Source organism: Betaproteobacteria bacterium, from assembly GCA_009693245.1.
GTDB lineage: Bacteria > Pseudomonadota > Gammaproteobacteria > Burkholderiales > SHXO01 > SHXO01.
This window is the reverse complement of record SHXO01000057.1, coordinates 1-22,003: the sequence shown is the minus strand read 5'-3', so window position 1 is coordinate 22,003 and position 22,003 is coordinate 1. Positions and strand designations below refer to the sequence as shown.

27 protein-coding genes and 1 pseudogene are annotated in these 22,003 nt (G+C 60.1%); 21 read left to right on the top strand and 7 right to left on the bottom strand.

Annotated features, from left to right (window positions below):
- Window positions 1–32: 32 nt before the first annotated feature.
- The 4 genes from EXR36_10475 to EXR36_10460 form a co-directional block, all read right to left on the bottom strand.
- Entirely contained in the window at window positions 33–1,193 is a 1,161-nt protein-coding gene (locus EXR36_10475) for a PAS domain S-box protein (protein ID MSQ60042.1), read from the bottom strand.
- A gap of 74 nt (window positions 1,194–1,267) precedes the next feature.
- Window positions 1,268–2,062, bottom strand: a complete 795-nt coding sequence (locus EXR36_10470; protein MSQ60041.1) for a hypothetical protein — start codon at window positions 2,060–2,062, stop codon at window positions 1,268–1,270.
- Between the two features lie 309 nt (window positions 2,063–2,371).
- Window positions 2,372–3,442: a PA0069 family radical SAM protein gene (locus EXR36_10465; GenBank protein MSQ60040.1), complete on the bottom strand. Its 1,071-nt coding sequence runs from the start codon at window positions 3,440–3,442 to the stop codon at window positions 2,372–2,374.
- Window positions 3,443–3,460: 18 nt separating this feature from the next.
- Window positions 3,461–4,405 carry an alpha/beta hydrolase gene (locus EXR36_10460; protein MSQ60039.1) on the bottom strand — a complete coding sequence of 315 codons (945 nt, stop codon included), beginning with the start codon at window positions 4,403–4,405 and terminating at the stop codon, window positions 3,461–3,463.
- Here EXR36_10460 and EXR36_10455 point away from each other — a divergent pair.
- The 7 genes from EXR36_10455 (at window position 4,404) to EXR36_10425 (ending at window position 10,170) form a co-directional block, all read left to right on the top strand.
- Complete coding sequence (locus EXR36_10455) at window positions 4,404–5,273, top strand: sulfurtransferase (GenBank protein MSQ60038.1); 870 nt, start codon at window positions 4,404–4,406, stop codon at window positions 5,271–5,273. The two genes, EXR36_10460 and EXR36_10455, sit on opposite strands and share 2 nt — an antisense overlap.
- A gap of 3 nt (window positions 5,274–5,276) precedes the next feature.
- The gene (locus EXR36_10450) at window positions 5,277–6,254 is read left to right on the top strand and encodes an SDR family oxidoreductase (protein ID MSQ60037.1); all 978 of its coding nucleotides are present in this window, start codon (window positions 5,277–5,279) and stop codon (window positions 6,252–6,254) included.
- A gap of 9 nt (window positions 6,255–6,263) precedes the next feature.
- Window positions 6,264–7,112, top strand: a complete 849-nt coding sequence (locus EXR36_10445; GenBank protein ID MSQ60036.1) for a methyltransferase domain-containing protein — start codon at window positions 6,264–6,266, stop codon at window positions 7,110–7,112.
- A 6-nt stretch (window positions 7,113–7,118) separates the two neighbouring features.
- Entirely contained in the window at window positions 7,119–7,631 is a 513-nt protein-coding gene (locus EXR36_10440) for a TlpA family protein disulfide reductase (GenBank protein ID MSQ60035.1), read from the top strand.
- A 5-nt stretch (window positions 7,632–7,636) separates the two neighbouring features.
- Window positions 7,637–8,389, top strand: a complete 753-nt coding sequence (locus EXR36_10435; protein MSQ60034.1) for an ABC transporter ATP-binding protein — start codon at window positions 7,637–7,639, stop codon at window positions 8,387–8,389.
- Window positions 8,390–8,460: 71 nt separating this feature from the next.
- On the top strand, window positions 8,461–9,156 hold the full coding sequence (locus EXR36_10430) for an ABC transporter permease (GenBank protein MSQ60033.1): 696 nt from the start codon (window positions 8,461–8,463) through the stop codon (window positions 9,154–9,156).
- A gap of 24 nt (window positions 9,157–9,180) precedes the next feature.
- Window positions 9,181–10,170, top strand: coding sequence for an ABC transporter substrate-binding protein (locus EXR36_10425; GenBank protein ID MSQ60032.1), 990 nt, complete (start codon window positions 9,181–9,183; stop codon window positions 10,168–10,170).
- Between the two features lie 34 nt (window positions 10,171–10,204).
- Here EXR36_10425 and EXR36_10420 read toward each other — a convergent pair whose 3' ends face one another.
- Entirely contained in the window at window positions 10,205–10,564 is a 360-nt protein-coding gene (locus EXR36_10420; protein ID MSQ60031.1) for a hypothetical protein, read from the bottom strand.
- Between EXR36_10420 and EXR36_10415 the strand changes: the two are divergent.
- The 7 genes and pseudogenes from EXR36_10415 to EXR36_10385 all read left to right on the top strand — a co-directional run bounded on the left by EXR36_10415 (window position 10,509) and on the right by EXR36_10385 (window position 16,242).
- Window positions 10,509–10,724: pseudogene (locus EXR36_10415) on the top strand (hypothetical protein). The gene EXR36_10420 and the pseudogene EXR36_10415 sit on opposite strands and share 56 nt — an antisense overlap.
- Window positions 10,725–10,730: 6 nt before the next feature.
- Window positions 10,731–11,138: a twin-arginine translocation signal domain-containing protein gene (locus tag EXR36_10410; GenBank protein MSQ60030.1), complete on the top strand. Its 408-nt coding sequence runs from the start codon at window positions 10,731–10,733 to the stop codon at window positions 11,136–11,138.
- 120 nt (window positions 11,139–11,258) lie between these two features.
- Window positions 11,259–13,343 (top strand): hypothetical protein, encoded by a 2,085-nt coding sequence (locus EXR36_10405; protein ID MSQ60029.1) that lies wholly within the window; start codon window positions 11,259–11,261, stop codon window positions 13,341–13,343.
- Window positions 13,344–13,346: 3 nt separating this feature from the next.
- Entirely contained in the window at window positions 13,347–13,946 is a 600-nt protein-coding gene (locus EXR36_10400; protein ID MSQ60028.1) for a thioredoxin family protein, read from the top strand.
- Between the two features lie 69 nt (window positions 13,947–14,015).
- Window positions 14,016–15,179: an acetylornithine transaminase gene (locus EXR36_10395; protein MSQ60027.1), complete on the top strand. Its 1,164-nt coding sequence runs from the start codon at window positions 14,016–14,018 to the stop codon at window positions 15,177–15,179.
- Window positions 15,180–15,181: 2 nt separating this feature from the next.
- Window positions 15,182–15,946, top strand: a complete 765-nt coding sequence (locus EXR36_10390) for an SDR family oxidoreductase (GenBank protein ID MSQ60026.1) — start codon at window positions 15,182–15,184, stop codon at window positions 15,944–15,946.
- A gap of 2 nt (window positions 15,947–15,948) precedes the next feature.
- A complete protein-coding gene (locus EXR36_10385) occupies window positions 15,949–16,242 on the top strand; it encodes a PaaI family thioesterase (GenBank protein ID MSQ60025.1) in 294 nt (97 codons plus the stop codon).
- 150 nt (window positions 16,243–16,392) lie between these two features.
- Here EXR36_10385 and EXR36_10380 read toward each other — a convergent pair whose 3' ends face one another.
- Window positions 16,393–17,343, bottom strand: coding sequence for a cyclase family protein (locus EXR36_10380; protein MSQ60024.1), 951 nt, complete (start codon window positions 17,341–17,343; stop codon window positions 16,393–16,395).
- 211 nt (window positions 17,344–17,554) lie between these two features.
- Between EXR36_10380 and EXR36_10375 the strand changes: the two genes are divergently transcribed.
- The 7 genes from EXR36_10375 to EXR36_10345 all read left to right on the top strand — a co-directional run bounded on the left by EXR36_10375 (window position 17,555) and on the right by EXR36_10345 (window position 21,812).
- On the top strand, window positions 17,555–18,187 hold the full coding sequence (locus tag EXR36_10375) for a DUF4124 domain-containing protein (GenBank protein MSQ60023.1): 633 nt from the start codon (window positions 17,555–17,557) through the stop codon (window positions 18,185–18,187).
- Window positions 18,188–18,346: 159 nt separating this feature from the next.
- Window positions 18,347–18,538 (top strand): DUF465 domain-containing protein, encoded by a 192-nt coding sequence (locus EXR36_10370; protein MSQ60022.1) that lies wholly within the window; start codon window positions 18,347–18,349, stop codon window positions 18,536–18,538.
- Window positions 18,539–18,704: 166 nt separating this feature from the next.
- Window positions 18,705–18,962, top strand: a complete 258-nt coding sequence (locus tag EXR36_10365; protein ID MSQ60021.1) for a hypothetical protein — start codon at window positions 18,705–18,707, stop codon at window positions 18,960–18,962.
- An 11-nt stretch (window positions 18,963–18,973) separates the two neighbouring features.
- Window positions 18,974–19,435 carry a tRNA (adenosine(37)-N6)-threonylcarbamoyltransferase complex ATPase subunit type 1 TsaE gene (gene tsaE, locus EXR36_10360; protein ID MSQ60020.1) on the top strand — a complete coding sequence of 154 codons (462 nt, stop codon included), beginning with the start codon at window positions 18,974–18,976 and terminating at the stop codon, window positions 19,433–19,435.
- Window positions 19,408–20,736 carry an N-acetylmuramoyl-L-alanine amidase gene (locus tag EXR36_10355; GenBank protein ID MSQ60019.1) on the top strand — a complete coding sequence of 443 codons (1,329 nt, stop codon included), beginning with the start codon at window positions 19,408–19,410 and terminating at the stop codon, window positions 20,734–20,736. The genes tsaE and EXR36_10355 overlap by 28 nt, the downstream gene beginning before the upstream one ends.
- Before the next feature lie 152 nt (window positions 20,737–20,888).
- Window positions 20,889–21,164: a hypothetical protein gene (locus EXR36_10350; GenBank protein MSQ60018.1), complete on the top strand. Its 276-nt coding sequence runs from the start codon at window positions 20,889–20,891 to the stop codon at window positions 21,162–21,164.
- Window positions 21,165–21,224: 60 nt separating this feature from the next.
- Window positions 21,225–21,812: a nucleotidyltransferase family protein gene (locus EXR36_10345; protein MSQ60017.1), complete on the top strand. Its 588-nt coding sequence runs from the start codon at window positions 21,225–21,227 to the stop codon at window positions 21,810–21,812.
- A 47-nt stretch (window positions 21,813–21,859) separates the two neighbouring features.
- On the opposite strand, the gene EXR36_10340 is transcribed toward EXR36_10345, so the two are convergent.
- Window positions 21,860–22,003: IS3 family transposase (locus tag EXR36_10340; GenBank protein ID MSQ60016.1), on the bottom strand; the 144-nt coding region annotated here is incomplete at its 5' end.

Below are 22,003 nucleotides of genomic sequence, written 5' to 3'. Positions count from 1 at the left end.
GATTGACGTCAGTGGCGAGCGTAACTCATGGCTCACGGTCGCGACGAACTCGGCCTGCCGGCGCTCGAAATCCTTACGCTCCGTGATGTCCGCGTTCGTCCCCGCAAGCGCAAGGAATCCGCGCGTTCGGAACGCTCCACCACGCGCGCTTGCGCCTCGATCCACTTCCATTCACCGTTATGCGCGAGGATTCGGTACTCGCAGCGTAGATAGGGCCGCTGGCCGCTCAAGGTTTCCTTGATGGCTAATTGAACTTGGGCCTGGTCTTCCTCATGTATCAACGCTAGAAAACCTTCCAAGGAGGTCACGTTCTGGCCGGGAGCAAGTCCGCGAAATCGCGCCCAGTGCTCGCTCAGAAATATTTCACCTGTCCTCAAATCCCAATCCATGAGGGCCACGCCTGAACCATCCAGCGCTAGGTGCAGGCGCTCCTGGCTTCGGTGCAACGCCTCGCCGCCTAACCTCTCCGCAGTGACGTCTTCGGCGACGTGTACGTAGCCCAGGAGCAGGCCGGCATCCAGAATGGGGGCCGCGTGCAAGCGGCACCATAGGACGGTCCCATCGCGATGGACATAGCGATGTTCGGACTGAAAGGGTCCCTTGTTGTCGATGGCCTCCTGCATACCCGCCAACACGCGGGCGCGATCGTCAGGAGCGATAGTCAGGCCTTGGCTGAAGCCCGCTTGCTTTTCTGGGCTAAAGTCCGCCAGGGATTGAAGCACCGAGTTGCTGAACACGCTATTGCCGCGCGGATCCGTGACACACACGCCCAGGGGAGAGGCCTCGCTGATGGCACGAAAGCGCGCCTCGCTTTCGCGCAAGGCGCGCATGCCCTTGCGCCGGTCGGTCACGTCCGTCAGGGGCCCGGTTAGGCCATCGATAACGCCATTCGTACCGAAACCTGGACAGGCAAACAGCTGCACCCAAATGGACCTCTCGCCGCCATGACTTAGGCGTACCGGTAGGCGGCAGGAATAGAGCTCCCCCTTGAGCACAGCTTGAAGGGTTTGCACCGAATAGTCGCGGTCCTCGGCGTGAAGAAGGTCCTCCACGGCATGGCCCACGTAGACTTGAGGCGGTTGTCCCGTCAGGGCCTCGATGCTTGCCCATAGGGTTCTCCACCGAAGGGAAGAATCGGCGGTAAAAGAGATTTCGCTCCCCTTGGCTTCAGGAGCGGGCTTCGATGAGGACATGGGATTCCCTGATAAACCGGAGTTTTGATACACCGGCGGGAATCACATGAGGCAAAACCCTCGCCTGCTCCGCCCTAAAAGGCGAGCTTGAGTCCCGCGCGCAACTCGGGCTTCAAACCTTGGGTGGCGGCACCTTGCTGGAACAAGGCATCGTAATTCACGGACCAAGCCCGGTTCAACCAATGTTCGCCCGTCACACCGACGTTGCTGCTCGCCGCCCGGCCCCCAATGGGAAGGAACAGGGGATTTTGCACGTTCCAAGCGCGGTCGTAGGCCAAGCCCACGGAGCTATTTCCGCCGTATATGTAATTCAGCGCAACGCGGTGGCCACTGGTGGTGGTGCCATCGCCCTTGCGGCTTGTGTAGACGGTGTAACGGCTTCGATAGCTGCCCCAGACTTTTTCCAGCGTGAGCATGCCGAGTTGCGCTTCGGGACCGCGGCCTTCCAGACCTAGCAATCCCTGCTCGCTATGACGCAGACCCGCCTGTAGGCCCCAACCTGAACCCAACATCGCGCCCACTTGGCCAAGCACGGACCATTCGGGTATGCCGGTATTACGGGGCAAGTAGCTCGCCTCGAACAAGGAAGACAAACTCTCGGACAAGGGCTTGTAAAAGCCAGCCGTCACCTCCCGGTTGCGGACCGGGTCCGCTTCTGCGGCGTAGGTATTGCCCGATTCGGCGAACACCTCGGGCTCTCGGTAGGCGCGCCGCCATTCGCGAAAGCTGCTGTCGGGCCGAAGGGTTTCAAACTGCTTGTCCAAGGCAACAGGTGAAGAACCGGTCTGCGCCTGCACGGCACCGGCGCCCAACAGCGCCCAGCACACCAGCATTAGGTCTCGGATGTTACGCCCATCAACTATGTTCATAGGAATCATGGTCCATTCCTGGGCCCTGAGAATACGGCCCATGCCATGTACATACAGGCATCCCGCTCCTCGTCAACACCCTCCCTGAAATGACTATACACCCCGCTTTGTTAAACAAACAATCGTCATGCTGCAATTAAACCCCCTAGCCTAAAGAAGATATCCCCGAAGTTCTTTAGAAAGCCTCTTCATTTGCATGAGTTCTATAGTGATTTTAGTAGACCGTCGTGTTGTAGAAATCATACAGCGCGATAAACCAGACTTCGAGGGCGGGATATGACGAGTGTCGGGATATACGAGTCTAACGGCTCAGAACAGGTTCATCTGGCCATCCCGGGCCAGCGGCCGAAACTTCGTTGTGTCGAGCGCCGCTCGCTCGCGGTTCAAACCTAATCGCCGGCAAGCGTTATCCATACGGGCTTTCAGCAGATCCGCGAACAAGCCTTGCCCGCGCATGCGAGACCCAAAATTGGGATCATTCTCGTTACCAGCGCGCATGGCACGCACCCGGCTCATGACATGTTGGGCCTTCAGGGGGAAGTGATGCTCCAGCCAGTCCTTGAAAAGTACCTTGATCTCGTAGGGCAATCTCATGAGTACGTAGCCCGCGGATTTCGCACCGGCTTGCGCCGCGGCCGACAAGACGTCTTCAATCCCAGAGTCAGTGAGGAATGGCACGACCGGAGCCACCAAGACGCCGCAGGGAACCGCTGCCTCGCTCAGTTTACGAAGGGTCTCGATACGACGCCGGGGGGCCGAGGCCCTGGGTTCCATCTTGCGCGCGATGGCGTGATCCAGGGTCGTGCATGAAATCCATACCTGCACGAGATTCTTCTCGGCCAAGGTTACGAGGACATCGAGATCACGCTCCACCATGGCATTTTTCGTCACGATGGTCAGCGGGTGCTCGAATTCCGCGAGGACTTGCAAGATCTCTCGTGTAATGCCGTACTCGCGTTCGATGGGTTGGTAGGGATCGGTATTCGCACCCAACGCGATGGGGCTGCACCGGTACCCTGGGCGGGCCAATTCCTCCCTTAGCAATTGCGCGGCATTGGTCTTGGCGAAAAGCCGGGTTTCGAAATCAAGCCCCGGCGAGAGATCCAGATAGGCGTGGGTGGGCCGGGCGTAACAGTAAATACAACCGTGCTCGCAGCCGCGGTAAGGGTTGATGGACTGCTCAAAGGGCACGTCGGGGGAGCTGTTGCGGCTGATGATGCTGCGTGCGCGCTCCTCGGCCACCTGCGTCTTGGGCTTTACCTCGCCGGCATCGGTGTCCCAGTCATCGTCGAAGACTTCGCGCCGCACGGTCTCGAAGCGTCCCTCAAGGTTGAGGGACGCACCTCGTCCCTTGGCAGGTGTGGTAGGTCGGTTAGCCATACTGGCATTATATCCAGACTACCCATGCATCATCTTCATGGCCGCCTGAAACAGGTTGCTTTCGGAATCCGCGAAACGCTCCAAGACGCTAAAGTGATTGCATCCAGGGCAATCGATGCCAGCCGCGATGACTTTCCTCCATTTCTCCTTGATCAAAGCGTGCTGCTCCTGGAACCCGGCTTGTTCGGCGCCTCCCACGGCGATATAGAACGGCGCATCGGTGGCGGGAGGAAAATTGGCGGGGCTCACGTAGCTCGCTTGCGCCGCGTCCAGCCGCACATCGCAGTTCACGCTCGGCACGTCAATGATCGCGCCAACGTCGAACACCCCGCTGATGGACAGCGCGCCTTGCACGACCTTCTTGGGCAGATCCGGCGCGAACTTGGGCCACTGGGCCGCCAGGGTCATGGCGGCGAGGTGACCGCCCGCGGAATGCCCCGCCACGAACAACTTGCCCGCCGGCGCACCGAAGTTGCCTGCGTTTCGGTGCAGCCACGCCGTGGCTTGCAAGGTTTGCAGCACGATATCTTCCACCTTCACGCTTGGGCATAGAGCGTAGTTAATCAACGCGACCGTGATGCCTCGCCGGACAAACTCGCGCGCCACGAAGCTGTGCTGCTTCTTGTCCAAAGCGCGCCAATAGCCGCCGTGGATGAACATCAGCAACGCTTGACTGCGCCCCTCGGCCCGAAAAACATCCAGCTTTTCCATGGGGTGCGGCCCATAGGCCACATCGAGGTAAGCGTCCATTTCCGCCCTCGCCTGGGCGGAGCGCTCTTCCCAGCGCGCGAAGAATTGGGCGAATTCGGGTACGGCTATACGAGGGTTGTAGCGCTGCTCGAAACCGGCGGCATCGGTAGCCATGGCGAAGCGTCTCCTGGGTGTTTTGGCCGCCGGATTGTAAGCCACTGCCGAGCCCCAAGTGCGTGATACCATCGCCTCAAACCACAGGGGAGGAGTCATGACGCAGGCCTACGTCCATCCGGAGTATCTGGTGGAAACGGATTGGCTGGCCCGGCATTTGGCCGACCCCAAGGTCGTGGCCATCGATATGACCACTCACCTTATTCCGAGGCCCAACAATGTGCTCTACGACCCCAAGCCTGGGCGCGATGACTTCGAACGCGCCCACATCCCGGGCGCCCAGTTCGCCGATATCGAGCGCGATCTGAGCGACCACTCCTCGAACCTGCATTTCATGTTGCCCAACGCCGCCCAGTTCGGCGAGGCCATGGGGCGCCTAGGCATAAGCAACGATTCATTAGTGGTGACTTACTCCACCGCCAACCACTGGTGGGCCACACGGCTGTGGTGGATGCTACGGGTATTTGGCCATGATCGCGCCGCGGTACTAAACGGAGGATTCCAGAAGTGGCAGCGCGAAGGCCGTTCGGTGGAAAACGGCCCAGCGAAGCCGTGCCCCGCGGCCCGGTTCATGGCTGCCTACCAGCCCGGACATGTGGTGGGTAAGCAAGAAATGCTGGAAGCCGTGGGCGACACCGGCATCTGCACCGTCAACGCCCTTCGTCCCGAGCAACACCACGGCACCGGCGGCACGAATTATGGCCGTCTGGGACACATCAGCGGCAGCATTAACATCGCGACGGTGAATCACGTAGGCGCGGACAATTGCTATAAAAGCGCCGGGGAATTACGCGCGATGTTCTCCCCTGCCCTGGCAAGCCCGCGGGTGATGACCTATTGCGGCGGCGGCATCGCCGCGACCAGCGTGGCGCTTGTTCTCGCCATGTTCGGCAAGGAAAATGTACAGGTCTACGACGCCTCCCTGGGCGAGTGGGCGCAAGACCCGAACCTTCCCATGGAGCGTTAAGCGATGGATTTACTCAAGTACTTCCCCGTTCGAAAAGAAGATTTTTCCGGTCCCGTGCTGGTCACCGGGGCTGGCGGATGCATCGGCAGTTGGGCCCTCACCATCCTCACCCGCGCCCACGTGCCGGTGGCCGCCATGGATCTAAGCGTGGATACGCGCCGCCCCGCGTTGCTGCTCTCGGAGCAGGAGTTGAAGGGCATTCCGTGGCACACGGGGGATATAGGCGACTACGGGGCCGTTCTTGCCACGGTGGAAAAGGTGCGCCCTTGCGCCATCGTGCATCTGGCGGCGCTGCAAGTACCGTTTTGCAAGGCAGACCCTATCGCCGGGGCGATAGTCAACGTGGTGGGCACCGTCAATGTGTTCGAAACCGCGCGCAAACTCGGCATCAAGCGCATCGCCTACGCCAGTTCCATCGCGGCCCACGGCGCCATGGAAGGGCACGGCACGCTCCCCACTCTCTACGGCGCATACAAGCATTGCAACGAACAGACCGCCATCGTCTACGCGCAAGATTGGGGCGTGGGGAGCGTGGGGCTGAGGCCGGGCGTGGTATATGGCGTCGGGCGCGATCAAGGGCTCACCTCCAAGACCACGGTGGCCGTGCTGGCCGCCGCTGCCAATAGACCTTACACAGTGCCGTTTCGCGGGCCGGTATCCTGGCTGCACGCGGGAGAGGTGGCCAGCGCGTTTATTCGGGCCGTGTCGAAGGATCTCACGGGGGCGCCAGTCTTCGATATCAACGGCGTGGCCACCACGGTGGAAGATTCCATGGCGATAGTGAGAGCCATCGCACCGCAAGCGAATATCAGTGTATCGGGTGAGGCACTGCCCTTCCCCATGAGTCTCTCGGACGAACCAGTACGTAAGCATCTGGGAAACTACGGCAGCGTGCCGCTGCCGGAGGGCATCGCATCGACCTACCGCGCGTTTCAAGCACTGATCGCACGCGGTTCCCTATCATCCTCCAACGTAAATTAGGAATAAGACATGGACACTAACGCCATCAAAGCTCGCGAATTGGCCAGCTGGAACACAGTCGCGCCCGGTTGGGCCAAGCATGCGCCCGCGCTTGCCAAGCTGTTTAATCCCGTGAGCGAACGCATGTTCGAATTGGCCAATCTTCGCTCTGGGCAACGCTTGCTCGATATCGCCTGTGGCGCGGGTGAACCTGGAATCTCGGCATCGTATAAGGTGGGGCGCCTGGGCCGGGTGTGGGGCGTGGACTTTTCCGAAGAGATGGTGAACTACGCCCAAGCACGCGTGAAGGAGCTTGGGCTCTCCAACGTCGATTTTCAGGTGGCCGATGGCGAAACCCTGCAAGTACCCGGCAACATTTTCAACGCGTGCACCATGCGCTGGGGCTTGATGTTCATGCCCGAACCGGAACGTTGCCTGAGCGCTGCCCGCTCCGCCCTTCAAGACGATGGCAAGATCGTGCTCACCTGCTGGGCCGCGCCAGAGAAGAATCCTTGGGCCGCCATTCCCCTATCCATCATCAAGAACTATGTGGACGTGCCGCAACCGGCACCGGGCGCCACCGGAATTTTCGCCTTCGCGGACCCGGAACGCATTCGCTCGGTGATGCACAACGCGGGGTTGCGCAATATTCAGATCGAAGCCTTCTCCGTGCAGGGGGCGGACGCGGCAACGGGCGAGGAGTACTTCACCATGTTGCGCGATATCGCTGGCCCTCTGACGACACTTCTCGCGAAAGTTCCCGCGAACGAGCAAGCCAAGCTCGCCGCCGAAGTGGCTCGTGCCGCCGCGGCCGCCTCCACCGTGAAGGGCCGCGTGTGCTTGCCTGGGGTTACGTGGATCGCCAGCGCGGACGCATAGGCACGCATAGGAAGCATAGGGACGTATAGCATCGTGCAACGCCGGGAGTTCCTCCTCGCGGTACCAGGGCTACTGGTCGCAACTCCAGCGCGGGCCGTGCCGGAGTTGGACCAGCCCGCGCCCGCGCTCAACGGCCGGTTCTTCAATGGTGAGCCCTTCGATCTCGCCGCCATGCGCGGCAATGTGGTCCTGGTGAACTACTACTCCAGCTACTGTAAGTTTTGCGCTTACGAAATCGGCAACCTTGAGACTTTCCAAGAGCAATACCTCGCGAAGGGACTCGAAGTGATCGTGTTGGGAGTGGATAGCCCAGAGGACTGCCACCGGGTGGAACGCATGACCGGCATCTATAATCTGCGTGCCACCATGGTGCATGAACTGGAGTCCAACGGCTTCGGTAGGCGCTACCCCACGCCGACCGCTTTCGTCATGGACCGCGGCGGCGTACTACGTGTCCGCATTGTGGGGGCCAAGACACCGCGCCGGTTTAGCGAGGAAGTGGTCCCGCTGCTGAATTAACCCAGATGCCGGCTTACATAGAACTGCGCCAGGTCGAAAAACGTTTTCCCAATGGCGTGCACGCTTTGGCGGGCGTTGATCTCGCGATAGAAAGCGGGGAGTTCACGACACTCCTAGGCCCATCGGGCTGCGGCAAGAGCACGCTTTTGCGGATTATCGCGAAGCTCACCCAACCCTCTGGCGGGCAGATTCTCCTGAACGAATCCTTGGGCCGTCATCGCGTCGCGTTTGTGTTTCAAAGCGCCACCTTGATGCCCTGGGCAAACGTGGAGCGCAATGTCCGGCTTCCCTTGGAGCTGGCGGGCCTTGGGGACACGGAGGACCGTGCCGGGCACGCTCTCGGCCAAGTGGGATTGCTCGATTTCCGCCACGCCTACCCGCGCGAACTGTCCGGAGGAATGCAAATGCGCGTGTCCATCGCCCGGGCGCTGGTCACCGAGCCTGCTCTGCTGCTCATGGACGAACCCTTCGCGGCGCTCGATGAAATCACCCGCCACCGGCTAGACATGGATCTGCGCAATCTGTGGCGGCGCCAAAACCTCACGGTCCTCTTCGTCACGCACAGCATTTACGAGGCGGTGTTCTTGTCCAACCGGGTGGTGGTGGTGTCCGCGCGCCCTGGCCGCATTACCGGGGAAGAGCACATAGAAAGCTCGGTTGTGCGAAACGAGGATTTTCGCGTCACCCAACAATTCGCCCAACATGCCCGGCGCTTGAGCGCGCTTCTCGCCAAGGCGCCCGCGACGGAGATGGGTTGAAGACACGCTATCTGGCGCCCATCGCCGTGGGACTTTGCGTGCTCGCCGCCTGGCACGCGTGGGTTGTCATCATGGACATCCCCGTCTACCTCGTGCCATCGCCATGGGTGGTGTGGAAGACCTTGATCGCGGATTGGGGCCTGCTGGCCCGCTCCCTCTGGATCACTTTGCAAATCGCGGCGGTGGCGCTCCTGTGCGCGGTACTGCTTGGCGTCACTTGCGCCTTCTTGTTTGTCCAAAGCCGCTGGATCGAAGCGAGCTTTTTTCCTTACGCGGTGCTGCTGCAAGTCACGCCCATCGTGGCCGTGGCGCCGCTCATCATCATCTGGGTGAAAGATCCGTTTCTCGCCCTGGTGGTGTGCGCCACCCTCGTGGCCTTGTTCCCCATCCTTTCCAACACCACCCTGGGATTGCGCAGCGTGGACACGGGTCTGCTCGACCTGTTTCAGCTTTATGGCGCGAGCCGCTGGCAAACGCTGGTACGCTTGCGCGTTCCCAGCGCTTTGCCTTATTTCTTCGCAGGCCTTAGAGTATCGAGCGGGCTCGCGTTGATCGGAGCCGTGGTCGCCGAATTCGTCGCTGGCACTGGAGGTACCTCCTCGGGTTTGGCCTACCAAATTTTGATTTCCGGTCTGCAACTCAATATTCCGAGACTGTTCGCCGCGCTAGCGCTCATCACGCTGGCCGGTGTTGTACTTTTTCTCGCGGTGTCGGCGTTGTCCAGATGGGCGCTGGCGCACTGGCACGAGAGCGAGATTGAACGATAAAAACCTACAGGGAAAGGAACGCTTATGAAACCACTCGGCATGATTCGTTGGCTCGTACGCATAGGTGCGCTGGTGTGCGCGGGAATAACAGGATTTGCGCACGGAGAATCCGCGAAATTCGTCTTCCTCACGAACTGGCTGGCCCAGGCCGAACACGGCGGCTTTTACCAGGCCGTTGCCGAGGGCACCTACAAGCGCCACGGCTTGGAGGTCGAGGTGCGCATGGGCGGGCCGCAGATCAACGTCCTGCAATTGTTGCTCGCGGGCCAAGTGGACGCGGCGATGGGCTACGATCTACAAGTCATCAAGGCGATCGAACAAGGGCTGCCACTCGTCACCGTGGGCGCCACCTTTCAGAAGGACCCCGTCGTGCTGATCGCGCACCCGCCGGCCAATTCATTGCGCGATCTGAAAAGCCGCACGCTTCTGATCGGACAAGCGAGCGAAACCACTTTCTGGCCCTGGGCCAAGAGCAAGTACGGCTACACGGACGAGCAAAAACGTCCCTACGCCTTCAGCGTACAACCTTTCCTCGTGGACAAGAATGTCGTGCAGCAAGGCTATGCCACCTCGGAGCCTTACTCCATCGAAAAGGCCGGGGTGAAACCCGTCGTGTTCTTGCTGGCTGACGAAGGCTATCCGCCCTATGCCCAGACCATCGTGGTGTTGGAGAAAACCCTGAAGGACAAGCCCGCGGCCATCAAGCAGTTCCTACAAGCCACGGCGGAGGGCTACAAGAGTTACCTCTCGAATCCCGCGCCGGGTAACCGGCTCATCAAGAAGGCCAATCCTGAAATGGAGGACGCGCTGCTCGCTTTCGGCGTGGCGCGTATCAAGGACTATGGTTTAGTGGCGGGAGGCGACGCGAAAAAGCTGGGAATACTCACCATGAGCGATGCGCGCTGGAAGCAGACGTTCGATTTCATGGTGAACGCGGGACTGGTGAAGCCCAGCGTGGATTACAAGAAGGCCTACTCCTTGGATCTGGTAAAGCAAATCAAAGTGACGCCCTGAATTTATTCTTGGCCGAGGTTATTCGTGACTGAGGTTATTCGTGAAATAGATCGATCGTCAGCACGAAGCGGTTGTTATCGTCCCGGCCCAGCATGAGTTTCATGGGCACTTCTTGCAAGGCCTTGCGGAATGCGGCGACTTCCGACCTCACCTTCACGTTGAAGGTCAGGACCTTGGTTCCCATGGTGGTCACGTCCGCCTCTCCTGCCCGGGCTTTCACGGCGTCTTGCGCCGTGTTCACCACGGCCTTGATGCGCCCGATTTGAACGTCCGCGTCCGCGTCGGCTTCGCCTTCCTCGGGATGCCAAGTCACGGCCGCCTCCCAAGCGGCCGCGCGCGAAGCCGCTCGCATTCGGCTGCGTCCCATTCTGATGACGTCCTTTGCTTTCATCATGGGCGTATTCCCCTTGGTGGTCACCACGGGGGCTGGCGCCGAGATGCGCCGCGCCATGGGGGTTGCCGTATTCTCCGGCATGCTAGGCGTCACTTTCTTCGGTTTGTTCCTGACACCGGTTTTCTATGTGCTTCTGCGCGGGCGCCTAAAAGCGCGCTGAGGTTCGTTGAACAAGATCTCACGCCGGCGCTTTCTTCAACTAGCCGGGTTAGCCGGCGCAACGGGGCTGGCGTTGCGCTCAAAGGGCGCCCCCATGGAGTTAAAGGCGGATTGCATTCACGCTTGGCCCCACCCCGTCGTGGAAATGGCGTACAACGCCTTTTTTGCCGGACTACCCTTCGGCGTGGTCCTTTCGACGGTCCCCACACAGAATCATTGGTTACTTGGACAGACCGTGGATTGCCGAATGAATGACTCGGGTCATTGCCCCCGGTATGGGCCTTCTCCCGAGCGCGTGGCAGCCGCCACATTCAGGGTGAACTGGATCACCTCCCGGGTGGATGTATTCGGGCGCCGCTATACGGTCCTATCCAATCTTGTTCAAACCAATCTGATCCCTTACCCGGATCCCTAAGCAGCAGCGGGAAGCGCATCCGTTACACTTCGAGGCCAATGTGCTGCTTAGTCTCATCTAGTGTGGTGCGCGCATTATTGGAGAGCGTTCCCTTATCATTCACCCCGCCTTGGAACCGAAGTGCGACTTCTAACTTATCTCGCAATGATGACGTGGGCGTTGGGGGCAAACGCCAACGTGGGCGAATGGGTGTCACAGCCGCACTCCAGCGCCCGTCTACTCGCGGACCATCGCGAAACCCCCGCGGGGCAGGAGGTCACGGCCGGGTTGCATCTAAAGCTTGATCCGGGTTGGCATGTGTACTGGAAAAACCCCGGAGATTCCGGTATGCCGACAAGCCTGTCGTGGTCGTTGCCGGAGGGTTTCACGGCGGGTCCATTGCAATGGCCGGCACCGCATCGCATAGATTCGGGCCCCGTCACCAGCTATGGCTACGACGACACGGTATTGCTCATGAGCACGTTGACGCTGCCGCGGTCCCTCGCGGGCGGCACCGCGACCTTGAACGCGCAGGCGGACTGGCTGGTGTGCAAGGAGATCTGCATTCCCGCCAGCGCCAAGCTCACGCTCGCCTTGTCCGCGGGCTCGCGCCCCACCCCCCGCGACAAGGTGGTCTCCCTGTTCAACGATACTCGGCGAAACTTGCCCCAGCCCTTGTCCGGATGGTTAGCCCAAGCCATCCAGCGGGGGACGGAAGTATCCGTCACCTTGAGTCCCGCGGACGGTACCGGCGTGGGTTTAACGAAACTCTCATTCATTCCAGACCGGGAAGGGGACATCGAGGATTCCTTCGAGCAGGTGTTCGAACGAGCGGGGACAAGCTACAAGCTGGTCTTGAAAGGCACGGACGTGGTGCTGGCGAGTCTCACAGGCTTGCTCGTCGCGGAGCCTCATTTCGGCACGGCGCGAAGTGCGTCGATCGATATTCCCGTTAGCGCATCCACGGCAGCACCCGCATCAAGCACGGACATGACCTTCGTGGCGGCCGCGGCACTCGCCTTCGCCGGAGGTTTGATACTCAACCTCATGCCTTGCGTGTTTCCCGTTCTAGCCATCAAGATTCTCGGCGTGATGGCACGCGCTCACGGCCAGTCCTGGAAGCTCAAGGAACATGCCGTACTTTTCACGGGAGGCGTGCTGGTCTCTTTCTTGGCTATCGCCGCTGTATTGCTAGCTCTCAGGGCCCAGGGCGCGGCCTTGGGCTGGGGCTTTCAACTGCAATCGCCCGCCGTGGTGACGGCATTGGCGCTGTTATTTTTCGTTCTGGGCTTGAACTTGAGCGGAGTCTTCCACCTTGGGGGGCGTGCGCAATCGCTCGCGGGCGGCCTGCGCTTGCGCAATGAGCGGCTGGACGCCGTGGCTTCCGGTTTGATCGCCACCTTGGTGGCCACGCCATGCACGGCACCTTTCATGGGCGCGGCTCTCGGGTATGCGATCACGCAACCGGCGCCGCGGGCCCTTGCGGTTTTTGCCGCCATTGCCCTCGGAATGGCGTTGCCCTACGGGCTACTGTGTTTCTTTCCAGGCATTTTGAAAAGGCTGCCGCGACCGGGGCCCTGGATGGAAACGCTCAAACAGTTTCTCGCCTTCCCGCTCTACGCCACCGTGGTGTGGTTAGTGTGGGTGCTGGGGCGGCAAATAGGCATGGACGGCGCGGCGAAGCTCTTGCTCGCCCTCGTGGTGCTTGCTTGCGCAATGTGGATACAAGGGCGGCCAGGCATAAGAGGGTGGCTTCGAACCATGATAGGTACAGCCTTGCTCTTCCTGGCGGGGGCCATCGCGTGGCCATGGAGCACGGACCCCGCGCGCGCCCCAGGCAATGAGTGGCTGCCGTGGTCCGAGATCGCGGTGCATTCCGCGCTTTCCGCGGGGCAACCAGTTTTCGTCGATTTCACCGCCGCGTGGTGCGTGAGCTGCCAGGTAAACAAGCAATTCGTCCTACACCGGGAAGCGGTCGCGCGTGGCTTCGCGCAATTCGAAGTCCTGCACCTACGAGCCGATTGGACCAAAAAAGACCCCGCGATCACCCTCGCGCTAGAAAAACTCGGGCGCAACGGCGTACCGGTCTACGCGCTATACACTCCCGGCCAGGGCGAACCAAAACTCTTGCCCGAGATTCTTACCCAAGGCATTGTTCTGGACGCTCTCTCGCAATTGCCGGTTAAAGTACGCAAAGTGAATAAGCTCACCCCCACCAATGAGTAACCGATGAAACGCTCTTGCCTTTTCCTGATCTTTCTTCTAGCCGCCTGCGGATTGGCGAACGCCAATGTTTCCCCCGGGCAAATGGCTCCCGATTTCGCCCTCACGGACATCAACGGCAAGCCGCAAAAACTCTCCGCTTATAATGGCAAGTACGTGGTACTGGAATGGTTCAACTCCGAGTGCCCCTTTGTGCAGAAGCACTACGAAAGCGGCAACATGCAATCGCTGCAGAAGAAATTTGGTGGCCAAGGCGTGGTGTGGCTCACTATCAACTCCACCAATCCGAATTCCAGCAATTACCGCGATCCGGCCCGCTCCCGCGAGATCGCGAAAAGCTGGAAGCTGTACTCCGCCGCGCTCATGCTCGATGGCGATGGAAAGGTAGGCAAGATGTTCGGCGCCACCGCCACCACGCATATGTGGGTCATCGAGCCAAGCGGAAAGGTGATTTACGCCGGCGCTATCGACGACAAGGCTTCCTTCCGGCAGGACGACGTTAAAACCGCCAAGAACTTCGTGGCTTTCGCCTTGGAGGACAGCCTGGCCGGGCGCCCCATCGGCGTGGCGGCAGCGCCTGCGTACGGGTGCTCCATCAAGTATTAGCCTTTCCTCACCGGTACGGGGCGGACTAGAATCGGCCGGAACGAATCCGCCCACGCCTTGGAGCCAACGATGAACGAGTGCGAATTGCAATCCCTCATGGAAATCACCGCCCGGCCGCCCCAGGTGTTCGTGCGCGGGGCCGGGTCCTATCTGTGGGACCACGAGGGACGCCGCTATCTGGATTACGTGCAAGGCTGGGCGGTCAATTGTCTCGGTCATTCACCCAAGGTGATTACCGATGCGATCAGCCAGCAGGCCGCGACGCTCATTAACCCGAGCCCGGCCTACTACAACGATGCCGCCGCGCGCTTGGCCACCGCGCTCACGGAATCGAGTTGTTTCGACCGCGTGTTCTTCGCCAGCAGTGGCGCCGAAGCCAATGAAGGTGCCATCAAGCTCGCGCGAAAATTCGGCGCCAAATTTCGCAAGGGTGCCTACGAGATCATCACCCTCGAGGGCTCCTTTCACGGGCGTACCTTGGCCACCATGTCGGCATCGGGGAAGAAAGCCTTCGAAGTACTGTTTGAGCCGAAGGTGCCAGGGTTTCCCAAGGCCATTCTGAACGATATCAGCTCGGTCAAATCCCTGATCACGGACAAGACGGTGGCCGTCATGCTGGAGCCGGTTCAAGGCGAGGCCGGCGTGCTCCCCGCGACCGACGACTTCATGCGGGAGTTGCGCACGCTCACCCAAGAGCGCGGTTTGCTGCTCATCGCCGATGAAATTCAAACGGGTTTCGGGCGCACGGGAAAACTCTACGCTTATGAGCATAGCGGTATCGAACCGGACATCATGACACTGGGCAAGGGCATCGGCGGCGGCGTCCCGCTGGCGGCGCTGCTGGCGACAGAGCAGGCTGCGTGCTTCGAACACGGTGACCAGGGTGGCACTTATTGCGGAAATCCCTTGATGGCGGCAGTAGGCTCGGCAGTCCTGAACGAGGTGGGCAAGGCGCAGTTTTTGAAGGAAACCACCGCCCTCGGCAATTACTTCACCGAGCAATTGAAACAACTCTCCGCGGCGCTCGGCCTGGGAAGTGTGCGAGGACGCGGATTGCTTCTGGCTCTGGAACTAGGCCGCGACATCGGTTCGGACGTGGTGTCGAGGGCGCGCGATCTGGGGCTCCTGATCAACTCTCCAAGGCCCGCGACATTGCGCTTCATGCCCGCCCTCAATCTCACGCGTGGCGAGATCGACGAAGGCATCACCATACTCAAACGCGCTTTGGGTTAGACATGCGCGCATTCCGGCTGGACGGCAAGGTCGCCATTGTTACCGGTTCGAGCCGGGGCATTGGGCGGTCCATCGCGGAACATCTCGCGGATGCGGGGGCCAAAGTCGTCGTATCTAGCCGCAAGGCCGCTGCCTGTGAAGAGGTGGTAGCCGCCATCCGTGCAAAAGGCGGACAAGCCCTCTCGATCGCGGCCAACATCGGCGACCGGGCACAGTTGGAAACCTTGGTGCGAGAAACACGCAAACACTGGGGACAAATTGACATCATGGTGTGCAACGCCGCGTCCAATCCATATTACGGGCCCATGGCGGCGCTCCCCGACGATGCCTTCAACAAGATTCTCCAGAACAATATCGTGAGCAACCTCTGGCTCGCCAACATGGTGCTCCCGGAGATGGCGGAGCGGCGCGACGGAGCGCTCATCATCGTGTCCTCCATCGGCGGGCTCAAAGGCAGCCCGGTACTTGGGGCGTACTGCGTCTCCAAGGCCGCGGACATGCAGCTCGCGCGCAATCTGGCGGTGGAATGGGGAAAGCACAACGTTCGCGTCAACTGCATTGCACCGGGATTGGTGAAAACGGATTTCGCCAAGGCGCTGTGGGACAATCCCGCCTACTTGGAAAAAGTATTGGAGACGACTCCCCTAGGGCGCATTGGCGAACCCGAGGACATCGGTGCCATTGCCGTGTTTCTAGCGTCCAAGGCAGGAGCCTTTATCACCGGGCAAACCATCGTCGCCGACGGCGGCGTCACCATAGCGGGTTGAACATGGCCACCACGAGTTCCGTAGACCGGTTTCAGCGCCAAACCGACTGGTTACTCAACCACCCATTCCACCGCTTCGCGGGTCTCGAATTGGTGTTTCAGGAACCAGGAAGGGCATGGTGCCGTTTCACCGTGCAAGAAAACGCCATCACGCCCTCCGGAATGCTCCACCCTGGCCTGCTATACGGGTACATGGACACATCGGCCTACTTCGCGGTATTGCCCATGCTGGAGGACGGTGAGCAAGCCAGCACCATCGATTTGCATGCCAGTATTATTCGCGCGGCACCACTCTGATCGAGCATCGGGCTGCGCGCCGAGGTCATCCGGCGGGGCGCCACCGTGGCTTTTGTACGTTGCGAAGCGCACGGCGTGGAGGATGGCATGGGGCTGATCGCCTCCGCCACGGTGACGCAGGCGATCACCAAACCCAGAATCTGATCCGAACTACCGAATAGCCACCGGCGCCACCGTAGATCCAGTGCCGCCCTTCATCTTCAGAGGCTGCACCACGAACGCGAACTCGTAGACTTTCTTCGCCGCCAGTTCGTCGAGCTTCATGTTTTCCAGCAAGAAAATGCCGTTGATCACCAACGCGATCTGGTGCACTGGCAGGCTGATGTTCTTGTCGGGATTCGGTGCCACCTCCACGCCGTAAGTATCGGCTCCAAACAACATCACATCTTGTTTTGCGAGCCATTCCGCGGCGGGCGCACCGATACCCGGAGGGTTGCCGTTGTATTTGGCGTTATCGGCTCCCCAATACTTGCTCCAGCCTGAATGGATGAGGACCGCATCACCGGCTTCGAGCTTGAGGCCTGCGCGCGACAGAGCGGCCTGCAGATCCGCCACGGTGATCTCATAGCCCGCCTCCAGCGCTTCGGTGCCCTTGGCCGCCGCCACGTCAATCAAGACCCCGCGCGTATAGAGCATGCCGATTTTCTCCACGCCCAGCTTGGTAAAGCCATTGCGGGTGGCCACGTCGTCGGACTTGACGCAGTTATAAAGCATCCCGTCGATACCTTGGTGGGAGAACATGTCGAGTTGCGTGCCCACTTGGCCCAGTTCGGTCACCACCATTTCTTCGTTGCCCATGCGTTTATTGCTTCCCATCAAGGGGCCCGTGCGCTTGGTATGGATTTCAAAACGCCGCGTTCCGAACAAGGGCATGTCTGAAGACAGCACACGGCCCAGCTCGATCACCTCGCCCGTCTTGATTAACTTGCTTGCCCGCAAGACGGCGGCGGGATTCATGTGATTGGCGGCACCGCGCTCGTCGCTGGCGCCCCACTTTGAGGGGCAGCGTTGCTCAGGCGAAGGGGGTGACCAGCTTTGCGCCAGGGCGGTGTGCGAGAACTGGGCGGCGAGCACCATTGAGATCCAGCGAAGGGGTTTCATGCTTCTCCTTTTTTTGGGGTGTGATTTGACCGGCGGTAAATTGAACCGAAGCGCTAGGCGGTATTTCCCCGCGCCCGCCGATGTTAGCACCCAGGATGGGATCGCCAATTGCTACCTTGGGACAGGGATTTGAGAGTCGCGCAAATTCACACTTAATAACAGGCGCTTGATTGTTCGTACGTTCCCCGTAAAGAGGAAGGACTTTTTGCCGATGTCTACGGTCATGAGAAAAAGTTGCGCCTTTGCGATAGGACTCATCGCGGTATGGATGGCCGCGTCCGGAGCCCGCGCGGACATTTACCGCTATTACGACGAGAACGGGGTGATGCACCTGACGGATACCCCTCCGGATAGCCGGTACAAAATCTATATTGCCACCAAGAAGGAACCCTCGGCGCTTCGGGCTACCTTGGAATCGGTGCGCTACAAGCGAATCCCGGAAAGGCTACGCATCCTGTATCACGAACACATTCTCGCGGCGGCAAAAACCTTCTCCCTCGAACCGGAGTTGCTGCACGCGGTGATCTCCGCCGAATCGGCCTACAACCCCTTTGCGCGCTCTTCCAAAGGCGCGCGGGGCCTCATGCAACTCATGCCCGAAACCGCCAAACGCTACGGCGTGCGCAACTCCTTCGACCCAGCCCAGAACATCGTGGGCGGCGCCGCCTATCTCAAGGATTTGCTCCTCATGTTCGGCAATGACATGCAACTCGCGGTAGCCGCCTACAATGCCGGCGAGGGCAAGGTCATGAAGCATGGGAGAAGGGTTCCGCCCTACCGCGAAACCATGCTCTATGTGCCTAAGGTCATGAGTTATTACCGGCGCTACAAAGGCATCGTCTAAACCAGCCTCATCTTCCGCCCTTTCGCGACAAGGGATTGCCAACCCCCGCGAAAAAGTTCTTGCCGTCCTCCACCATGCTAGGAGTAACATATTTCCGACGGGGTTGTCTTGCCCCGCCTCGGGAGGAGTTATCTTATGACAGAGCTCACGGAGGCAGAAATGATGGTAGTGAAAGACCAGATCGCCACACTCAGGATAGAACACCGGGACTTGGACGAGGTCATAGACCGGCTCGCCAATAACCCCGTACAAGATGATCTTCAGTTGCGCCGCTTAAAACGCCGAAAACTGCTTCTCAAAGACCAAATCACCCTCCTCGAACAACAGCTTGTCCCAGACGTGCCCGCCTAAGGGGCTTGGCTTTCCATTTGCCGCTGGAGGCGCGCCTCGCGGCGTATTCGCGAATGCCCAAGGACGGGCGGCCGCGCGGCTGCTCTTGCTGGTTTCCTTGGTGGCAGGAAGCGGATGCCAATCCTTGGCTCCGCTTCCACTCATGACTCTTGGCGACGTTGTAAAGATGAGCCAAGGTGGCGCCTCCCCCAGTGCCATCATCGCGAGCCTGGAGCAGCACCGCATTCAACTGGATTTCACCGGATCCCAGTTCGCGAAGCTCAAGGACCAAGGTGTGCCAGACGAAGTGCTCGACTACCTTTTAAATGCCTACGCCAGCCGTTTGCGATACGAAGTCCGCCTACAGTCGGAGCCTCTCGTGGCATCATCCCTTCTATTGGCGTCCGCGCGTCATCGTTGTAGATCGTCCCAAGCGCTAGGGTGATAACCCAGATAATGTTGCACACGGAAGCGGATACTTTGCGCCTGGGAGCCAATCTCGCCCCCGCATTGGGCCGGGGAACCAAGATCTACCTCCGCGGGGATCTCGGCGCGGGTAAGACCACCTTGGTACGGGGCCTCTTGCGGGCGCTGGGTCACGAGGGCCCGGTCAAGAGTCCCACGTACACCCTGGTTGAACTTTACGAGCTTTCTAGATTACACTTGCATCACTTTGATTTCTATAGACTGAGTCATTGGGAAGAATGGGACGACGCAGGATTTCGCGAAATATTCGGCTCGGACAGTATCTGTTTGGTGGAATGGCCCGAAAATGCTGGGCCCAGCTTGCCCCCACCGGATCTACTGATGCACCTCGAACATGCACCCAGCGGGCGGCTCGTTACCATGAACACACCGACAGCGGCTGGGCTGTCCCTCCTTCAGCAGCCATCCATCGCCGCCACTTTGAAACGCTAAGACGCGGAGCTTCGCGGCGGCATGTCTCCCCAGGCGCGGTACGAGGCTTGTTCGTCCTGTGGGTGCTGCTCGTGCTATGCCTTGTCCCCGTATTCGCAAGCGCCGCCGAGGTCATTGCAACCCGGGTGTGGCCCGCGCGCGAATACACCCGGGTCACCATTGAACTGGATCGCGCCATTACCTTCGAGTTAGGCACCGTGGCCGAGCCACCCCGGGTGGTCGCCGATCTGAGCGATGTCGCGTTGAGCCAGGTTTTGTCCAGCCTCTCCTCCATGGTGGGAACGCAAGACCCATACATCTCCCAAGTCCGCTTGGGTCGGTATAAACCTCACGTCACGCGCATCGTATTCGACTTGAAGCAAGAGGTGAACGCCAAGGCATTCGTTATCGAACCCGCGGGCGATTATCGTTACCGCTTGGTCATTGACCTTCGCCCCGCGCAGCCTGCCGACCCTCTGGCCGCGCTCCTCGGTGAGTTGGACCGCCCGCCTTCTCCCACCGCACCGGAAGTGGCTCCTTCCCGCGAGGACCCTGCCCCCAATCCACCGCGGGGAAAACGCAAGAAGGATATAAAACTCCCGCGCCTCGTCACCATTGCCATCGATGCGGGCCATGGGGGCGAAGATCCAGGTGCCAAGGGCCAATTAGGCACCTACGAAAAAGATGTCACGCTCGCCATTGCCCGCCAATTGAAAACCAAAATCGACGAGCAGCCAAATATGCGTGCGGTGCTCATCCGGGACGATGACTATTTCATCGCGCTTGGGGAACGGGTGCACCGCGCGCGCCGCCTGCGCGCCGACCTATTCGTGTCGGTTCACGCGGACGCTTTTGTGAAGCCCCATGCACGTGGCTCCTCGGTGTTTGCATTGTCGGAGAAGGGAGCCACTTCGGCCGCCGCACGATGGCTTGCGAAGCGGGAGAATCAGGCCGATCTCATCGGCGGGATCGATTTGGACGTGGCCGACGCGCGCGTGAAGCAAGTCCTTTTCGATCTATCCCAGACCGCCACCCTGAACGACAGCCTGAAACTCGCGCGTGCCGTGTTGCACGAGCTAGGTGGAGTAAACACCCTTCACAAACAACACGTCGAGCAAGCGGGCTTTGCCGTCCTCAAGGCGCCCGATATCCCTTCCATCCTGGTGGAAACCGCCTTCATCACCAATCCGCGCGAGGAGCGCCGGTTACGCACGCAGAGCTATCAAATCCAAATGGCGGCGGCGATCATGGAGGGCATCAAGCGTTTCTTCGCGACGAATCCGCCAGCCGCATTAAGCACGAAGATCGCCCAAAAACTTTAAGCCGCCGCGCAATGCCCCCGAAGCACGCAACCCAGGCATTGCAAGTCCCCCCGTGAGGCTTTAGGATGCCGGGATGGTGGCCTCCATGGCATTGTGCCTGCATGAGGTCCCCTGCGTTTTCACGCAGCGTCCAGGCCCCCGAAAGGTATTCCATGCACCAGCTTCGACTGACCACGCTTCAATCTCGCGACATCGGCAACCAGTTCCCGCGTTTACTTGTGTCCGCCTTCGGCCTGATCGTGGTGCTTGGGGTGTTGGCGGTCATGCTATTCATCGTGGTTCCCATACTAGGTTTTATCCTCTCCGCCGCCGTGGGGGGCGTGATTCTCGCCTCGGTGGGCATTGTGTTAATGGTGCCCCTGATCCTAGTCGCGGGAACCGTCGCCGCCTTTATCTTCCGAGGCAGTTCCCGCCGCGCCGGGCCGTAGGCCATAACAATCCGCGACCAGCCCTTTAGCCATGGTGTCCCGCCAGCATCGGTTGGCGTAATCGTGGGGATTCTACTCGCCGCCGGTGCGGGCACACGGTTTGGCGGACGTAAGTTGTTGCAGCCGCTTCCAGACGGCGTTCCGGTGGGGGTGAGGTCACTGCGTAACCTAAAGTCCGCAATGAAGCGGGTCGTCGCGGTTGTGCGCGAAGGTGACGAGGAACTCGCCGAAGTGCTACGCGCCGAAGACGTTCAAGTCATCTCAAGCAAGGATGCGCGGCTGGGCATGGGACACAGCTTGGCCAGTGCCGTTGCAAGTACCCAAGACGCGCAAGGGTGGGTGGTCGCCCTGGGCGATATGCCTGCCATTCACCCTCGCACCATAGAGATCATCGCAAGAGAGTTGGGTAGCCAGCAAAGAATCGTCTTACCGGAATATGAGGGTAGGCGCGGGCATCCGGTGGGATTTCCGCGCCACCTCCAATCTCGGTTGCGGCAGCTTACAGGTGATGCCGGTGCCCGGTCACTCATTCAGGCGAGCGCGGAAGATGTTCTGCGGATCGAGGTCTCGGACCCAGGCGTCCTGCAGGATGTGGACACCGCGGCCGATCTTCAGGCCCTAAACATCGCGCGCGCTTCCCACCCTTAGCCTCTTGGTGAACTTGCCCCTGTTTGACGTACATCTTAGCAGCCCGATTATGCGGCCTTTTTGAACTGTGCCGCGTGCCAGTTTTGTTCAAACTGCATGGGACTGACACACCCTAAGGTTGAATGCAATCTGCGGTGGTTGTAGAAAGTCATCCAGTCAATCACCTCATCCATGGCCTGCCTGCGGGTCTG

Excerpts from the sequence above, each read along its gene's own strand:
- EXR36_10425 (MSQ60032.1), top strand. The coding sequence starts at position 9,181 with ATGAAACCACTCGGCATGATTCGTTGGCTCGTACGCATAGGTGCGCTG.
- EXR36_10395 (MSQ60027.1), top strand. The coding sequence starts at position 14,016 with ATGAACGAGTGCGAATTGCAATCCCTCATGGAAATCACCGCCCGGCCG.
- EXR36_10475 (MSQ60042.1), bottom strand. The coding sequence starts at position 1,193 with ATGTCCTCATCGAAGCCCGCTCCTGAAGCCAAGGGGAGCGAAATCTCT.
- EXR36_10390 (MSQ60026.1), top strand. The coding sequence starts at position 15,182 with ATGCGCGCATTCCGGCTGGACGGCAAGGTCGCCATTGTTACCGGTTCG.
- EXR36_10450 (MSQ60037.1), top strand. The coding sequence starts at position 5,277 with ATGGATTTACTCAAGTACTTCCCCGTTCGAAAAGAAGATTTTTCCGGT.
- EXR36_10420 (MSQ60031.1), bottom strand. The coding sequence starts at position 10,564 with ATGATGAAAGCAAAGGACGTCATCAGAATGGGACGCAGCCGAATGCGA.
- EXR36_10350 (MSQ60018.1), top strand. The coding sequence starts at position 20,889 with ATGCACCAGCTTCGACTGACCACGCTTCAATCTCGCGACATCGGCAAC.
- EXR36_10385 (MSQ60025.1), top strand. The coding sequence starts at position 15,949 with ATGGCCACCACGAGTTCCGTAGACCGGTTTCAGCGCCAAACCGACTGG.
- EXR36_10465 (MSQ60040.1), bottom strand. The coding sequence starts at position 3,442 with ATGGCTAACCGACCTACCACACCTGCCAAGGGACGAGGTGCGTCCCTC.
- tsaE (MSQ60020.1), top strand. The coding sequence starts at position 18,974 with ATGTTGCACACGGAAGCGGATACTTTGCGCCTGGGAGCCAATCTCGCC.
- EXR36_10370 (MSQ60022.1), top strand. The coding sequence starts at position 18,347 with ATGATGGTAGTGAAAGACCAGATCGCCACACTCAGGATAGAACACCGG.
- EXR36_10375 (MSQ60023.1), top strand. The coding sequence starts at position 17,555 with ATGTCTACGGTCATGAGAAAAAGTTGCGCCTTTGCGATAGGACTCATC.
- EXR36_10460 (MSQ60039.1), bottom strand. The coding sequence starts at position 4,405 with ATGACTCCTCCCCTGTGGTTTGAGGCGATGGTATCACGCACTTGGGGC.
- EXR36_10435 (MSQ60034.1), top strand. The coding sequence starts at position 7,637 with ATGCCGGCTTACATAGAACTGCGCCAGGTCGAAAAACGTTTTCCCAAT.
- EXR36_10365 (MSQ60021.1), top strand. The coding sequence starts at position 18,705 with ATGAGCCAAGGTGGCGCCTCCCCCAGTGCCATCATCGCGAGCCTGGAG.
- EXR36_10380 (MSQ60024.1), bottom strand. The coding sequence starts at position 17,343 with ATGAAACCCCTTCGCTGGATCTCAATGGTGCTCGCCGCCCAGTTCTCG.
- EXR36_10430 (MSQ60033.1), top strand. The coding sequence starts at position 8,461 with ATGGACATCCCCGTCTACCTCGTGCCATCGCCATGGGTGGTGTGGAAG.
- EXR36_10445 (MSQ60036.1), top strand. The coding sequence starts at position 6,264 with ATGGACACTAACGCCATCAAAGCTCGCGAATTGGCCAGCTGGAACACA.
- EXR36_10470 (MSQ60041.1), bottom strand. The coding sequence starts at position 2,062 with ATGAACATAGTTGATGGGCGTAACATCCGAGACCTAATGCTGGTGTGC.
- EXR36_10455 (MSQ60038.1), top strand. The coding sequence starts at position 4,404 with ATGACGCAGGCCTACGTCCATCCGGAGTATCTGGTGGAAACGGATTGG.
- EXR36_10400 (MSQ60028.1), top strand. The coding sequence starts at position 13,347 with ATGAAACGCTCTTGCCTTTTCCTGATCTTTCTTCTAGCCGCCTGCGGA.